Consider the following 15,288-nt stretch of genomic DNA (forward strand, 5'->3'; position numbering starts at 1 on the left):
ACCTCAAAAAATATTAATATTGCATTGCTATTAATAATTCTCAATCATAGAAAAATGATTGAATTTTCACGCCCCTTAATCGGGGCGTGTTTTTTTGCTACCTACCAAAAACACGCGCATAACCAACTTTTTATCAACCTAGTACGGGAAGCCGTAACAAAAAACAACAAACTGTTGTTACATTTGGATCAACCAGCACAAAACCAAAAGCACTTTGTGCATATAGCCCCGTATCTCCAAAAACTTTAAACATATGGTTTGCCTCCAAAACTTAAACCTAAAAAATCGTGTAACAAAAGGTTGCTCCAAATGGCTTAACTATTTCATACGACAAACCACCACCAAACAGCTTTCTAAACAAGAAAGCACCTTGACACCAAGAAAAAAACAGCCCTCCAAACTAAGTACCAAAAAGCTCTATAAACATTTGGTACACACCTACAACCCTAATCGATTTGTGGATTCTGAAAATTATGATATTGCGGTTGTTATTTTCCAAGACATTGTAAAGCATAAAAACAACCATAAAAAACTCGTTGAAATACAACAATTAGGAATAGCGAAACTGGGAGAAAACGTTTCTAAAACAAAAACTAGTTAAGCTAAAGGCTTTGCTTAAAGCCACTTTTAATAAAAACCCAAATACTACAAGCCATAACCCTCGGTTACTTCTTCAACAACAAAACGTTGAGCAAACGGTGTTTTGTTCTCATGTTTGTAAGAGGGCTCTAGCAAACTAAAAGTAGACACGAATTTATACTTGCCCCAAGACATGAATATTTCAACATCGGGGTCGCCCAATATACCTCTGCCACTGCTGATTGTAAATTTCTCAACCATTAAAAAAATATCATGCTTTATCGTTTTTTCTTCTAGGATATGCTCAAACTGCTGCCCAGTAACGATTTTGCCCTGCTCAATTAATTTTGAAACTTTATGTGTGGCACTTCTTATCATGCCAATTAAAACGTCTTTTTCTTTTTTGGTAAGGCCTAAATTGTTGGGTGCAATTTTTTTTAAGAGGGTTTCGCGATTTAAACCTAAAACCTCTGCCCATTTTTCTAAACTGAATTGTGGCGAGGCTTTGTGTTTTATGTGCTGTTTTAAATATGTGATTATAACGGCACTATATTCTGGATGACAAAATACAGGGTGAAAATCCCAAATGGCACTGTATTTTTTTTGTAAGGCGTCAAGGGTTTCTTCTAGTGTATTGGTAACTGTCTTTTGTTGTTCTTTTTTTAGCACATCGATATTGGGGTATTTCATTTCTTCAACACGATAAAAAAAGCCACCTTGCCCATTAAAGGATTCGCATACTTCAAATACGCCGCCTTCTGTACCAATTTCTAATATTACCCGGTGTTTTTTCATGTTGTGGCTTCTTCAACAATGGCAATTTCTTCGTCGGTTAAGCCGTATAGCTCGTAAACCATTTGGTCTATTTCGCTTTCGGTTTTGTTTATTTTATTCTGTAATTCTTGGGCTTCCTCTTTTTTCATTTTGAAATAGTCCATCCATTGGCTTTCCTCGCTTAGGGTCAATTCTATTTTTAGCTTTTTAAGTTCTTTTAGAAAGGGAGCAAACTCTAATTCATGCCAATTTTCAAGTTTACGGCTTAATTTATCGAAGCCATATTTTACAAAAAGAAATTCGGGGATGCTGTAAAGATGCTGTTCGAATTCTGATTTCAGCTCGATTATTTGGCTTACTTTTTCGGCAAGCGGATGATTGTGCCACACGTTGGGCACGGGAATTTGACCAAAATATTTCCAGATGAGTTGATAGCCGTTTTGAATTTGTGTACAATACTTCGTAATGAGCCACCAGCCCATTTTAGAGTTTAAAATACCCAACAAGCTTTTATTATCGGTTGGAATTATCCACATGGAATTGTTACAGTACAAGCCCTTTTCGTCATATACAAAACAAGGTTTTACCTGAAATGTTTGATACATGATTTTTGGTTTTTGGAAATCGGTGTAATAATCGCATGCTCTAAGTTCCCACCAAAAATCCCCCTTATCTGTCCTTTTCTTTCCTTTTTCTTCAAACGGAAGCAACCAATTTGCAATTGATTTATAGCTTTTTTGAAACCATTCCCATGCCTCAACCTCGGTTTTATCTCCAATTTGCTTTTTTGTTGTTCCCTTTTCAAATAAGATTAAATGGTTTTTTGCATAAGGTTTAGCGTACCTTGTGACATCTCTTCCTTGTAAAAAAGGATAAATTACTTCTTCAGCTTTAGGGTCTTCTTTTATCAGCCTGTCTTTGTCTTCCCTTGAAATTAAAAAAGCTTTGGTTAAACCTGTTTTAATGCCGTAATTGGCATTTCCACCTACAAACTCATTCAACGAAGTAAATTCTCCGTTTAAACGTTCTAAAAGAGCACTGTCGTTTTGTGATGAAATAACCCATGTAGAATCGTTGAATTTCTTTGTGCTGAAAGTTTCTGAACTTAGCTGCACATTGGTTTCGAAATTTGAAGCATTTGCCGATTTTAACACAGCGACATTAAACTGCTCTTTGGGCTTATTATTTATTGCTGTAAAAATAATAGGGTAAGTTGTAGCTCCTTGAAATATTTGAATATCGCCAAAATCAATTAATTCGTGCAATTGTTTGGTTAAAAAATAGGCTCTTAATTTTTTTCCATAGCCTGCTTGAAGCCATTTGTTTGGCATGATATAAGAAATAATGCCGTTTTGCTTTAAAATATTAAAGCCCTTTTCAACAAAAAGCACGTATAAATCACCTCTTTTGTCAAATGTTTGATAATTCAGTTTTTCTAATTGTTGCGAGGCTTCTTTTATGGTTTCTAATTTTACGTACGGCGGATTTCCAATAACCACATCAAAACCACCAGCATATTCTGGGGCAAATACAGCATCGTAGCTTTGGTTTAGTATAGGGTTATTGACCTGCAACTGAAGTTTTTTGCTAATAGGCAACCCGTGCTTTTCCCTATTGTTTTGTATGTAGGCTATGGTGTTTTGTAGTTGGGCATCATCTTTAATATTAACCGTGCCAAACTTCTGTGTCCATAATGAGTTTTGTTTTTTACCTCTAATGGGCAAGGGAGCATGCTCCCTTGTTACAACCTTGCTGGAAGGAACATGCTCCCTTGTTGCAACCTTGTTGGAAGGGGCATGCTCTTTTGTTGCATCCAGAGCCTCTGGCTTAGCTGTGGTAACGCCTCTAGCTATATTTACGGTTCTAGCCGTTTTACCTTTTATCTCTTGCATTATCTTAGGCACTTCTGCTTCTTCACAAACCAGTAATAAGTGTATGTGGTCGCCACAAACATTATACGCCATAATGTTTAGCTTTTTGGCCTCTGCTATGGCTATGATTTCATTGGTTATAGTTAGTTCTTCTTCTGGCGTTAACTTGGTATAGTTGGGCAAAGGGTTTGTACCACCATCTCTTTTTTCCCTAACCTTATAATCAATCATGCGTTGCGAGGTTCTGCTGTCGTGCAGCGCCGTGGTAATATGGTAAGCTTTTTTATCTTTTTCCTTGAAAATACCTGGAAATTCCTTTTGCCAACTAAAGGCTTTATCGCCCACCATTTCGGGATCGTCAATTAAACTGTTTCCGCATTTAATGTTGTGGTTAAGGCTTGTTAGTTTTCTGCCTTTTTGGGCTGTACGTAGCCACAAAGATAGTTTTGCTATTTCAACACTTTCTTCATTGATATCTACCCCAAATAAATTGTTTTCTAAAATGGCATTTTCAACCTCGCTTAATACCATAGCATCGCCAAACAGCTTGGCTTGCAGTTCGTCAATATATTGGTGTTCTGCAATTAAAAACTCTAATGCCTGGTTTAAAAACGCACCAGAACCGCAAGCTGGGTCGCAAATGGTAATTTTTAAAAGCCAATTACGGTAATCTTCCAGTTTTTTGTTTAGCTTTTTAATAGTGGCTTTTTGTCTGCCCTTGCGTTCTTTTTCGTATTCAGCTTCTTGAATATTAAGTTCGGCTTTCTTTTCCTCGCAAAGTTTGCCAACGGTGTTATCTACAATGTATTTGGTTATGTATTTGGGCGTGTAAAACACTCCGTCTTTTTTACGCTTGGTTTTGCTCTGCTCTGTGGTTGTGCCTTGTATTTCGGCTTGTATTTCGTCTATATCGTTTAACGAATGCTCAAAAATATGCCCTAGTATGTTAACGCTTACTTCGGTTTCAAAATCGTAATTGCTTAGGTTAAGGGTGTGCTTATAAAGTAAATCGTCGTCAACTGAAATATTATCTAAAATCTCGTCGGGTGCAAAAAGTCCGCCATTGTATGCGAAGATGTCGTGTTTTTGTCCCTTATGCCCCGTATTCATATAGCCGAAGTATTTTTGAAAACGGTTGTATAGAGGAAAGTATTCGTCGTATTTATCTTTTAAATCTGTCCATTGCTGTAAAATAGAGCGAATGGAATTAGGGGGCAGTAACAATCTATCTTCCGCAAAGAAGATAAACAAAAAGCGGTCTAAGAGTTTTTGTGTTTTCTTGAATAGGGTTAGTTTGTCGTATTCGGGGTTTTCTGCCTGTATGCTGTTGAAAATTTCGTTTCTGAACGAAGCGTAATCTTTATACAGCTTTTTGGTAACGTTTTCTTCTTGGGTTAATGATTCATTTTTTATCTGCTTTGGAATATCTTTTAAAACATATTCGGCGGACAAGCATAAATACAGAATATCGAAACGCTCTTTTGATAATTGGAACAAATTGAACTCTTCAAAATCTACGGCATTATCAATGTAAAAACGAAGCTTCTCGAAGTTTGATGTTATTACATAATTACAACCTGGTTGATTGTTTTTATATCCAAAGGCTTGTGTTTCTACCTTGCTTAAATCTGTGGTGTTCGTTCCTTTTAGTTCTATTACCGCGAGTGCTTTGGCCAAGGGAGCATGCTCCCTTGATAAAATTGCACCGTCTGTTTTCTTAGAGCCTTTTATGTTTTTTAGCTCGGTGGTTAAATTAAAATCGGGCGTCGGGTTCTTGGTGTAGCCTAAAACATTTACAAATAGGTCAATTAAAAACTCCCCTTGGTATTGCTCTTCTTTAGAATTGCGAATGTTTTCCTGTATGGTAGGGTTATGAAAATGTGCGATAAATTGTTGGTAAGCGTCGTTTACTTTTTCAGCATCTAAGCCTTTTAGATATTTGTTTAAAACAGAATTTTGGAATAACCCCATAGCGCAATTAAAAATGTATTTAAGATATATCTTACGCTAAAAATACTATTAAAAAAGAATCTAGCAATAGGAATTTAGGTTTTAAGCTAAAACCGCCAAAAATTTTAAATGTAGTCGTCCCTAGAACTAAAAAAGCCTCGTAAACACATGATTTACAAGGCTTTATGATTATAAAAAAGTGGTCCCACCTGGGCTCGAACCAGGGACTTTCTGATTATGAGTCAGATACTCTAACCAACTGAGTTATAGGACCCATTAGTCTTCACTAATATCACTCTTTTAAAAGAGAGTGCAATATTACTACATATTTTAATACTCTACAAGAAATTTTACGCGATAATCAATATTTAAAACCTATTGCCTTGATTTGAAGTTTCCCATGTTATTTTAAGTTTTATGGTTGCTACTTTATATCTTGGCACAATTCTATCAACACGCCATTTGTTGTTTTTGGGTGCAAGAACGCCACCAGTTTATTATCAGCTCCCCGTTTTGAGGTATCGTTTAGCACCACAAAACCTTCTTTTTTTAACCGGGCAATTTCAGCTTCAATATCATCAACACTAAAGGCTATATGGTGAATGCCTTCACCTTTTTTCTCAATAAATTTAGCAATAGGGCTATCTTTTGTCGTGGCTTCCAAAAGCTCAATTTTATTGTCGCCCACTTTAAAGAACGAGGTTTTTACACCCTCACTTTCAACAGCTTCAATTTTATAGTGCGCTTCACCAAACAGTTTTGAAAACAAACTATTGGACTCTTTTAAACTTTTTACCGCAATACCAATATGTTCAATTTTGTTCATTTAACTTGGCCTTTTGTCACTCTCCTAAAAGCGAATATTTTTCGGTTTACCTAAATCAGCATCAAAATACGAAAATAGCACGCTAAAAGTAACATAATCTTTAAATATCCGTTATTTTTGTACCTTAAACGAAAGGTTCTAAAATTTTTCACTGTGGAAGAAAGTCAAAGACAAAAAAAAATAGGTTCGGTTTTACAACAAGATTTGGTGGAAGTACTGCAAGGTGCAGCCACTCAAGGCGGCATGCGCGGGATTATTATATCGGTTTCGAAAGTAAAAGTTACCGCCGATCTTTCCATTGCCAAAGTGTATTTGAGCATTTTCCCCAATAATAAAGGCAAAGAACTTTTGGAAGGCATTCGCTCGAACACCCCTTTAATTAGGCACGAGCTGGCACAGCGCACCAAAAACCAACTGCGCCGCATGCCCCATTTGGAGTTTTTTATTGATGATTCTTTGGAATACATTGAAAACATAGAAAAGTCTTTAAAAAGGGAAGACGACCCTATAAAAAACCCCGATGCTTTAGACAAAAGAAAAAAGTCGTAATTTGAATTTCCCGCTCTATATAGCCAAACGTTACCTGCGTAGCAAAAGCAGCAACAATGCTATTAATTTTATAACCTACATCGCGCTTATTGGTGTTATTTTGGGGGCGGCCTCGTTATTTATTGTCCTTTCAGGTTTTGCTGGATTAAAGGATTTTACGCTTCAGTTTTCTACCATTGTCGATCCCGATTTAAAGGCAGAACCTTCGGTAGGGAAATCGTTTGCTTTAACCCCAGAGGAACTGAAGCAACTCAACCAATTGGATGATGTTGCGCAATTCTCTAAAATTATTGAAGAGCGTGTTTTTATTACTTCCGACAACAAGAACACATTAGCCGTTTTAAAAGGGGTAGACGAGCATTACCAAAATGTAGTACAAATAGATTCGGTGATCGATTACGGTAGTTGGCTGGAACAAAAAACTAACCAACTTGTGGTGGGCTGGGGTATTTCCAACAGCCTTTCGTTAGGGGTGTTAGATTTTACAAAACCCATAAACGTTTATGTGCCCAAGCCCGGAAAAGGCGCCATAACTTCAACCAAAAATGCATTTAATAGTGTTAGGGCCATTAATATTGGCGTGTTTTTTATTAACGAAACGCTGAACGACAGCTATATTTATGCACCGGTTGATTTGGCAAAAAACCTACTGAATTATAACGAGAACCAATTCACGGCTATTGAATTCAAACTAAAAAATGGTGTTGATGAAGCTGTTGCCAAAGCCAATATCCAATCCATTTTGGGCGACAAAGTGGTTTTAAAAAACCGCGCCCAGTTGAACGATGCCATTTACAAAATGCTGAATACCGAAAACTTGGCGGTCTATCTTATTTTTACCTTGGTGTTGATTATTGCGTTTTTTAACGTGGTAGGCTCTTTGATTATGATGATGCTAGACAAAAAACAAAGCCTTAACACCATTTTTAACATGGGCACTACGGTTAAAGACATTAGAAAAATATTTTTTTACCAAGGCAGTCTCATGAGTATTGTGGGCGGAGCTATCGGACTGGTTCTAGCGCTTATTGTAACGCTACTTCAAAAAACATTTGGCTGGGTAATGATAACCCCTACGCTACCTTATCCCGTTACCATAAAGCTTGAAAACTTCATTATTGTTTTTATAACCATTTCGGTATTGGGTGTGTTGGCCTCTAAAATTGCATCGGCACGTATTTCAAAGGCTTTGGTAAAGCGTGTTTAGATTTCTGTTATTCGGTCACGACTGACAAAAACCTTTATTTTTGTTTTTTTCTATCAATATGCCCCAAATCCTTAGTTGGATTTATTACATCCCTAACCTTTATTTTTAAAGTGGTAATTTCCGGAAAGCCGTTCATGGCTTTTCGCGACCAAATTTTTTCATCGTTGGCATAAATCTCAAAAACACCACCTGTACCCGGCACAAGCGTTAATTCATCTATATCTTCACTAAATGTTGTTAGCAGTTCTTGAGCCATCCAAGTTGACCGCAGTAACCACTTGCATTGCGTACAGTATATAATTTTAACTTGATTTTTCATCGTTATTGTATTCTGACGATATTGAAATTGGCAAAGTCAACGAGTAGTTTATTCCGCAAACTGATAGTCGGCAAACTTCTCCTCAACTTCATCGAAGGCAGCGAAAACATCTTCGGCATGGTCGCTGGTTACCATTTTCATTCGGTATTCCTTAAAATGCGGAATCCCTTTAAAGTAGTTGGTGTAATGGCGACGGGTTTCAAAAACGCCCAAAGTTTCGCCCTTCCAATCAATGGACATTTGCAAATGGCGACGGGCCGCCTCCACACGCTCTTTCAACGAAATAGGCTCTAAATGCTCACCCGTTTCAAAAAAGTGTTTTACTTGCTTAAAAAACCACGGATTGCCAATACTGGCACGACCTATCATACAACCGTCCAAGCCGTATTCATCGCGCATTTCCACAGCGCGTTCGGGCGTATCTACATCACCGTTTCCAAACACCGGAATGTGCATTCGCGGATTGTTCTTCACTTGGGCAATAGGTTTCCAATCTGCATTTCCTTTATACATTTGGGCTCTGGTACGACCATGTATGGCAATGGCTTTACAACCCACATCCTGTAAGCGCTCGGCCACCTCAACAATGCGAATGGAATCGTGGTCCCAACCCAAACGGGTTTTTACGGTAATGGGGATATTGGTACGTTTTACCATCTCGGCCGTAAGTTGCTCCATCAAGCAAACATCTTTTAAAATACCTGCTCCGGCACCTTTGCTCACCACCTTTTTTACTGGGCAACCAAAATTAATATCAATAATGTCGGGCTTCGATTCGGCAACAATATCGATGGTCTGCAACATGCTGTCTAAATTCGCACCGAAAATTTGGATGCCCACAGGGCGCTCCTTTTCATAAATATCCAACTTCATAATACTTTTGGCAGCATTACGAATCAACCCTTCGCTCGACACAAATTCGGTGTAAACCACATCGGCGCCCTGCTCTTTACAAAGGGCACGGAATGGCGGGTCGCTAACATCTTCCATGGGCGCTAATAGCAATGGAAAATCAGGAAGTTCTATATTGTCTATCTTTACCAAACCTTTCAATTTTGGCGCAAAAATACAGTTATTTATTGGTTCTTTAAAAAGCTTTTCATTTGAAAACCTTATATTTAAGCCCAAAACTTAACCTATGAAAGCCAAAATTTTACTTTTCTGCTCTGCTTTTTTATTCCTTTTTAACTGCGACGAGGTTGTCGACAAATTAGATGACCTAACCAAGTTTGAGATGGATTACCAAACCACTTATTCGATTCCACCTGTACCAGGCGCAGCAATAGGCCTGCCTCTAAACTTGCCTCAACAGGAAATTGAAACCAATAGCGAAAGTACGTTTAGCAATAATAAGACCAATAAAAATTCGGTGGAAAGCATCAAACTGAAAAGCATAACGCTTAACATTTCTTCGCCCGAAGATGCCAACTTTAATTTTTTGAAGGAAATTCATATTTACATAAATTCGGATAACATTGAAGAAACCGAAATAGCCAACCTTATCGATATTAAAAACCTAAACGCAAGCACGCTTGAACTTGATGTTTTAGACAAAGAATTGGAAGCCTATCTTAAAGAAGACCAGTTTACACTTCGTGTTAACGCTACTGCCGACGAAGCCACATCGCAACAAATTGATGTTTTGATTGATTCGGTATTTGATGTGGATGCGAAAATTTTGGGACTCTGACTATTTTCAGCCGTATAACAAGCTTCCTTAACCACAGGAATACCGCTTGCCGTAATGCCCTCTAAAGTTATTTTTGCTTTAGTGTCTATTTTGGTGTTTTTAAAGTTTACCTGTACCGTTCCGGTGGTGTCGGGGTGCACATACGGATTCCAATAAATGGTGTTTCTTACAGCGGCTTTGCTTTCTGCTTGGAAATCGTCATTATCGGCATTCAACTCGTAAAACACACGTTTGCTATAAAAAACCTTCTGAATTGTCCTTTATGCTGTGGTACACCTTTTTTCGGCGGTATTGATGGCGCCTTCCTTGGTATAAATAGCAATGACTCCGTTGGCACCTTCCGAACCGAAAATAGGAGCACTTGGCCCTTTAATGGCATCTATTTTGGGGATTTCAGAAATCGTATTTGCTCCTGTTTTTTTAAGCCTTTTCCATTTAAATCTTCTTGTTCATTGGTTTGCTGCTTAAAAATATCAATAATTTCAATGTCTTTTTTCAAAAATAAAATCACCATGGCCAAGCTCTTTCTGGATGTAAGTTTTATGCCTTGTCAAAATTTTTAATTCAAAAGAAATCAACTCCACATAAAGCACCTTGCTATGACTAAAAAGCCAATGTTTAAAGGTATTTACCGCATAAGCCTTGCACCATAAATCTTTACCCAAAATATAATAATCCCTATCGGTGCGCACGTATATTTTTTCTATATCGGGAATGTTTTTTTTCTGTTGGGCATTTAAAACAATGGTGATTGAAATAACGAAAAAAAAGCAAAAAAGGAGGCCCTTTTTAATTTTAGCAGTGCATTGGTCCATTTATTTTCTGAAATTGAAAAATTAAATATACATAAAAGTAAGTTTATTTTGTCAAGGAAAAATTTTATTCCCATATTGTCCGCAGATGAAATAATTTGCAGATATTCCACATTAAAACAGCTATATTTGCAAATTGAATCTTGGTACAGATTGCTTTATGAAGAACATCAGGAATTTTTGCATTATTGCACATATTGATCACGGGAAGAGTACGCTTGCAGACCGTTTGTTGGATCATACCGGTTCGGTAACCGCTAGGGAAAAACAGGACCAGTTGCTAGACAATATGGATTTAGAGCGCGAACGTGGCATCACCATAAAATCGCACGCCATTCAAATGGACTATATTTTTGAAGGCGAAACCTACGTACTTAACCTTATTGACACACCGGGTCACGTAGACTTTAGCTACGAAGTATCCCGTTCTATCGCCGCTTGCGAAGGCGCATTGCTTATTGTTGATGCCGCACAGAGCATACAGGCGCAAACCATTTCCAATTTATATTTGGCTTTGGAAAACGATTTGGAAATTATTCCTGTGTTGAACAAAGTGGATTTGCCAAGTGCCAACCCCGAAGAGGTAACCGACGATATTGTAGACCTTTTAGGCTGCGACCCAGAGGAAGTTATCCATGCCAGCGGAAAAACCGGTTTTGGTGTCGATAATATCCTAAAAGCCATCATCGAGCGCATACCGGCACCAAAAGGCAACCCCGACGCGCCATTGCGAGCTTTGATATTCGATTCGGTTTACAACACATTTAGGGGAATTGAAACCTATTTTAGGGTATTTGATGGTGAAATAAAAAAAGGGCAGCACATTAAATTTGTGGCTACCAAAAAAGATTATTACGCCGATGAGGTAGGCACCTTAAAACTTACCCAGGTTGCCAAACAAAGCATAAAATCTGGCGATGTGGGCTACCTAATTACTGGTATTAAAACCGCAAAGGAAGTAAAAGTAGGTGATACCATTACCGATTTTGCCAACCCTACAAAAGATGTCGTTTCTGGTTTCGAAGATGTTAAACCTATGGTATTTGCCGGTATTTACCCGGTTGACACCGAAGATTTTGAAGAGCTTCGTGCCTCGATGGAAAAATTGCAGCTTAACGATGCCTCCTTGGTATTCCAGCCCGAAAGCTCTGCCGCTTTAGGCTTTGGGTTTCGTTGTGGTTTTTTAGGCATGCTGCACATGGAAATTATCCAAGAACGCTTAGAGCGCGAGTTCGATATGACGGTGATTACCACCGTTCCCAACGTGTCGTACCACGCCTTTACCAATAAAGAACCCGATGAGGTTATTATTGTAAATAACCCATCAGACCTTCCAGACCCTTCCACCCTAAACCGTGTGGAAGAGCCTTACATTAAAGCCACCATTATCACCAAGGCCGATTTTATTGGTAACGTGATGTCGCTTTGTATTGAAAAACGTGGTATCATTACCAACCAAACTTATTTGACCACCGAAAGGGTTGAACTGACTTTTGAAATGCCTTTGGCCGAAATTGTTTTCGATTTTTACGACAGACTAAAAACAGTTTCAAAAGGATATGCCTCGTTCGATTACCACCCTATCGGCTTAAAACCTTCAAAATTGGTAAGATTGGACATTCTTTTGAACGCCCAACCCGTTGATGCACTTTCCGCATTGATACACGCCGATAACGCCCAAACCGTTGGCCGAAAGATGTGCGAAAAACTTAAGGAGCTTATTCCTAGGCAGCAGTTCGATATTCCTATCCAAGCAGCTGTTGGCGCCAAAATTATTTCGCGCGAAACGATAAAAGCCCTTCGTAAAGACGTTACCGCAAAATGTTATGGGGGTGATATTTCACGTAAGCGTAAACTACTCGAAAAACAGAAAAAAGGTAAAAAACGTATGCGCCAAGTAGGAAATGTAGAAATTCCGCAGCAAGCGTTTATGGCTGTTTTAAAATTAAACGACTAAGCCAAAAAAGCTTTTTAAAACACACAAGTCACTGAAAGCCAAACAAAAAATTTTGTTTGGCTTTTATTTTTATTGTACTTTAATACACCGTTAGGCTTCAAATTTTCATGATATCGATGCTACTTTTTAAAAAGTAACCAATCCATCTTTATATTATGAAAACAAAATTACTTCAACTCGCTTGCTCCACTTTTCTGCTTCTTTTAACCTCAAACATTTATGCCCAATTATTAGACCCAGATTACGCCAGCAACTACGTGCAAACCGCTTTAGAGAGCGATTATGCCCATCAGCAACCTGTAAGTCATAACAACGATTTAGGCGAAATCCCCGAAGCACTGGACCCCTTTAACTTCATCGAGGCCAACAATCCAAAAACCCTTGAAGAAATGGCCACTTTAGAAACGCACGACCCGGCAACGGCTATGGCATTTGTACAAACTATGCTGGCCTTTGGCGCGGGTTTTGGTTTCAATTCAGACCAAACGCTATGGTGCCTCCACGCCTCATATTTTATGCAACTAGCCATGTTTAGCAAATCGGCCCTCTATGGCTCTTTAGGCTTTGTTTATAGCGGAATTAGCACCGATTTTTACACAGCCAATTTTATCGATTTCCAGTTAAAGCTTCTCATGTTTACCGCCTTGGCCCAAAATAATTTAGTGCATTTTATGTACGGTGCCATGCTTGGCTATGGCCTGGGTGCAGACAAGTTTAAATCTGGTGGTGGCACAACCGATATTACCAGGTTAACAGCCGCCCTAGTTTTGGGACTAAACATATATTTAACCACCAGATGGATGCTCATGATCCAAACCAATGCATTGGCCTACCAAAGCCAAACCAACAAACCTGAATCTGGCGGTGAGTTTAAAGACGATTTCACTTGGGGGGCGTTTAATAAAAACAATGCCATAATCATTTCATTAATCTATAAATTTAATCGGGTAAACCGACAGTAAGCATCAATCAAATTCTTTTCAGTCTGGTAGAATAATGAGAAGCAAAAACAAGGTTCTTAATTCAATGTAAAATAAGAGCCTTGTTTTAAAATCATAAAATTCCACCTCAAATTTTATAAATAATACATTGAAAAAATAATCGAATTTTCAACTAGTTTTTAAAATCCGTGAATGATTAAAACCAAAACCGCTTTTTATTTCTATTTTTTTGTTGATAATCCTTCTTTAACGCGTTTTTTCTTTAATTTCTTTAAAAAAGAAAATCCTATTTAATTGTTAATAATTATTTTGTATGTTTATAACATAAGAACTAAAACTAACTACCAAACACACAAAAAGCCCCGAATTATCTAATGCTTGAGTGGTACTACTTTTTAGTGAAATATCATTTCAATACATTAATTGTTATTAACAATTTTATGATTTAATCGGTCTGTTTCAACCTTATACCAAAAAACGGATAAAGGCGATTATTTATCATTTTTTTTAACTTTTGATAACATTAAAAAAGTTTCTGGGTAGTTAATTTTCAGTTTTTTTGATAACCTATTAATCAAATACATACGATAATATTTATATTACATGAAAGCACTTTTTTACACAAGAGAATTCCCTCCGTACGTTTATGGAGGGGCTGGAGTACACGTTGAATATTTGGCGGGCGAGCTCGCTAAACTCATGGAAGTTGATGTGAGATGCTTTGGCGATCAGGATGAAAAATCAGATAATTTAAGTGTAAAAGGCTTTCCTTTTGAAGATGGTGTTTTTGAAAACTCAGACGATAAGCTAAAGTCCGTTTTTAAAACGCTAAGCACTGGGCTGCATATGAATGCCGACGCCGTAGATGCCGATGTGGTACACTGCCACACTTGGTACGCACATTTTGCCGGTATTGTTTCTAAACTGTGCTACGGCACACCCTTAGTAATTACTACACACTCCCTTGAGCCTTTACGCCCATGGAAACGCGAGCAGTTGGGCAGAGGTTACGATGCCTCGTCGTGGGTTGAAAAAACAGCTATTGAAATGGCCGATGCGCTAATCGCCGTTTCTGAGGAAACCAAAGAAGATGTGATTAAGCATTTTAATGTTGACGAAAGCAAAGTGCATGTTATTTATAACGGCATTAACCTTCAGCAGTACCAAACCACTTCTGAAACCGCAACACTTGATGAGTACGGCGTGGACAAAACCAAACCCTACGTGCTTTTTGTGGGCAGGATTACCCGCCAAAAAGGCATTATTCATTTGGTGAACGCCATAAAATATATTGACCCCGATACGCAAATCGTTTTATGTGCCGGTGCACCCGACACCAAGGAAATTGGCAAGGAAATGGAAGATGCCGTAAACGAAGTGAAAAAAACACGCCAAAATGTGATTTGGATAGACAAAATGGTTACCAAAGAGGAAATCATTCAGCTGTACTCGCACGCCGATGTATTTTGCTGTCCGTCCATTTACGAACCTTTTGGCATTATAAATATTGAAGCTATGGCCTGCGAAACCGCCGTAGTAGCCAGTGCCGTTGGAGGCATAAAAGAAGTGGTGGTTGATGGCGAAACCGGTTTTTTAATTCCTTTGGAACAACAAACAGAGGCCCCATTCGAACCTATTGATCCCGATAAATTTTCTAGAGATCTTGCCAATGGCATCAATAAAGTGATTAAAGACAAAGACCTACGAGAGAGCATGGCTAAAAAAGGCAGAAAACGAGTTGAAGAATATTTTGACTGGGTAGCCATAGCCAAACAAGTACAAAGCCTATACCAATCGTTGATATAATAAATTA

13 protein-coding genes and 1 tRNA gene are annotated in these 15,288 nt (G+C 38.2%); 7 read left to right on the forward strand and 7 right to left on the reverse strand.

What is annotated here, in order from left to right; genetic code table 11:
• The first annotated feature begins 253 nt into the window (after positions 1-253).
• Complete coding sequence (locus HC176_RS00390; protein WP_167916201.1) at positions 254-601, forward strand: hypothetical protein; 348 nt, start codon at positions 254-256, stop codon at positions 599-601.
• Positions 602-645: 44 nt separating this feature from the next.
• Here HC176_RS00390 and HC176_RS00395 read toward each other — a convergent pair whose 3' ends face one another.
• From HC176_RS00395 to mce, 4 genes are all read right to left on the reverse strand, one after another.
• The gene (locus HC176_RS00395; RefSeq protein ID WP_167916202.1) at positions 646-1,374 is read right to left on the reverse strand and encodes a hypothetical protein; all 729 of its coding nucleotides are present in this window, start codon (positions 1,372-1,374) and stop codon (positions 646-648) included.
• A complete protein-coding gene (locus HC176_RS00400) occupies positions 1,371-5,195 on the reverse strand; it encodes an Eco57I restriction-modification methylase domain-containing protein (RefSeq protein ID WP_167916203.1) in 3,825 nt (1,274 codons plus the stop codon). Before HC176_RS00400 ends, HC176_RS00395 begins: the two co-directional genes overlap by 4 nt.
• Positions 5,196-5,374: 179 nt before the next feature.
• Positions 5,375-5,448 (reverse strand) — tRNA-Ile (locus tag HC176_RS00405).
• A gap of 150 nt (positions 5,449-5,598) precedes the next feature.
• The gene (gene mce / locus HC176_RS00410; RefSeq protein WP_167916204.1) at positions 5,599-6,000 is read right to left on the reverse strand and encodes a methylmalonyl-CoA epimerase; all 402 of its coding nucleotides are present in this window, start codon (positions 5,998-6,000) and stop codon (positions 5,599-5,601) included.
• 153 nt (positions 6,001-6,153) lie between these two features.
• Between mce and rbfA the strand changes: the two genes are divergently transcribed.
• A complete protein-coding gene (gene rbfA, locus HC176_RS00415; protein WP_167916205.1) occupies positions 6,154-6,549 on the forward strand; it encodes a 30S ribosome-binding factor RbfA in 396 nt (131 codons plus the stop codon).
• Position 6,550: 1 nt separating this feature from the next.
• Complete coding sequence (locus tag HC176_RS00420) at positions 6,551-7,756, forward strand: ABC transporter permease (RefSeq protein ID WP_167916206.1); 1,206 nt, start codon at positions 6,551-6,553, stop codon at positions 7,754-7,756.
• Between the two features lie 34 nt (positions 7,757-7,790).
• Here HC176_RS00420 and HC176_RS00425 read toward each other — a convergent pair whose 3' ends face one another.
• Positions 7,791-8,075: an Rdx family protein gene (locus tag HC176_RS00425; protein WP_167916207.1), complete on the reverse strand. Its 285-nt coding sequence runs from the start codon at positions 8,073-8,075 to the stop codon at positions 7,791-7,793.
• 48 nt (positions 8,076-8,123) lie between these two features.
• Complete coding sequence (dusB, locus tag HC176_RS00430; protein WP_167916208.1) at positions 8,124-9,119, reverse strand: tRNA dihydrouridine synthase DusB; 996 nt, start codon at positions 9,117-9,119, stop codon at positions 8,124-8,126.
• Positions 9,120-9,213: 94 nt separating this feature from the next.
• Between dusB and HC176_RS00435 the strand changes: the two genes are divergently transcribed.
• A complete protein-coding gene (locus HC176_RS00435) occupies positions 9,214-9,765 on the forward strand; it encodes a hypothetical protein (protein WP_167916209.1) in 552 nt (183 codons plus the stop codon).
• A gap of 379 nt (positions 9,766-10,144) precedes the next feature.
• Here HC176_RS00435 and HC176_RS20260 read toward each other — a convergent pair whose 3' ends face one another.
• The gene (locus HC176_RS20260; protein WP_280818663.1) at positions 10,145-10,279 is read right to left on the reverse strand and encodes a hypothetical protein; all 135 of its coding nucleotides are present in this window, start codon (positions 10,277-10,279) and stop codon (positions 10,145-10,147) included.
• Positions 10,280-10,737: 458 nt separating this feature from the next.
• Between HC176_RS20260 and lepA the strand changes: the two genes are divergently transcribed.
• The 3 genes from lepA to glgA all read left to right on the forward strand — a co-directional run bounded on the left by lepA (position 10,738) and on the right by glgA (position 15,281).
• Positions 10,738-12,534, forward strand: a complete 1,797-nt coding sequence (lepA, locus tag HC176_RS00440; RefSeq protein WP_167916210.1) for a translation elongation factor 4 — start codon at positions 10,738-10,740, stop codon at positions 12,532-12,534.
• Between the two features lie 155 nt (positions 12,535-12,689).
• Positions 12,690-13,496, forward strand: coding sequence for a hypothetical protein (locus tag HC176_RS00445; protein ID WP_167916211.1), 807 nt, complete (start codon positions 12,690-12,692; stop codon positions 13,494-13,496).
• A 582-nt stretch (positions 13,497-14,078) separates the two neighbouring features.
• Positions 14,079-15,281, forward strand: a complete 1,203-nt coding sequence (gene glgA, locus HC176_RS00450; RefSeq protein WP_167916212.1) for a glycogen synthase — start codon at positions 14,079-14,081, stop codon at positions 15,279-15,281.
• Positions 15,282-15,288 lie beyond the last annotated feature (7 nt).

This window comes from Tamlana crocina, from assembly GCF_012037625.1.

Bases quoted from the DNA above. Each gene is read 5' to 3' on its own strand.
- HC176_RS00390 (WP_167916201.1), top strand. From the start codon at position 254: ATGGTTTGCCTCCAAAACTTAAACCTAAAAAATCGTGTAACAAAAGGT.
- HC176_RS00395 (WP_167916202.1), bottom strand. From the start codon at position 1,374: ATGAAAAAACACCGGGTAATATTAGAAATTGGTACAGAAGGCGGCGTA.
- HC176_RS00400 (WP_167916203.1), bottom strand. From the start codon at position 5,195: ATGGGGTTATTCCAAAATTCTGTTTTAAACAAATATCTAAAAGGCTTA.
- mce (WP_167916204.1), bottom strand. From the start codon at position 6,000: ATGAACAAAATTGAACATATTGGTATTGCGGTAAAAAGTTTAAAAGAG.
- HC176_RS00425 (WP_167916207.1), bottom strand. From the start codon at position 8,075: ATGAAAAATCAAGTTAAAATTATATACTGTACGCAATGCAAGTGGTTA.
- HC176_RS00435 (WP_167916209.1), top strand. From the start codon at position 9,214: ATGAAAGCCAAAATTTTACTTTTCTGCTCTGCTTTTTTATTCCTTTTT.
- HC176_RS20260 (WP_280818663.1), bottom strand. From the start codon at position 10,279: ATGGTGATTTTATTTTTGAAAAAAGACATTGAAATTATTGATATTTTT.
- lepA (WP_167916210.1), top strand. From the start codon at position 10,738: ATGAAGAACATCAGGAATTTTTGCATTATTGCACATATTGATCACGGG.
- HC176_RS00445 (WP_167916211.1), top strand. From the start codon at position 12,690: ATGAAAACAAAATTACTTCAACTCGCTTGCTCCACTTTTCTGCTTCTT.
- glgA (WP_167916212.1), top strand. From the start codon at position 14,079: ATGAAAGCACTTTTTTACACAAGAGAATTCCCTCCGTACGTTTATGGA.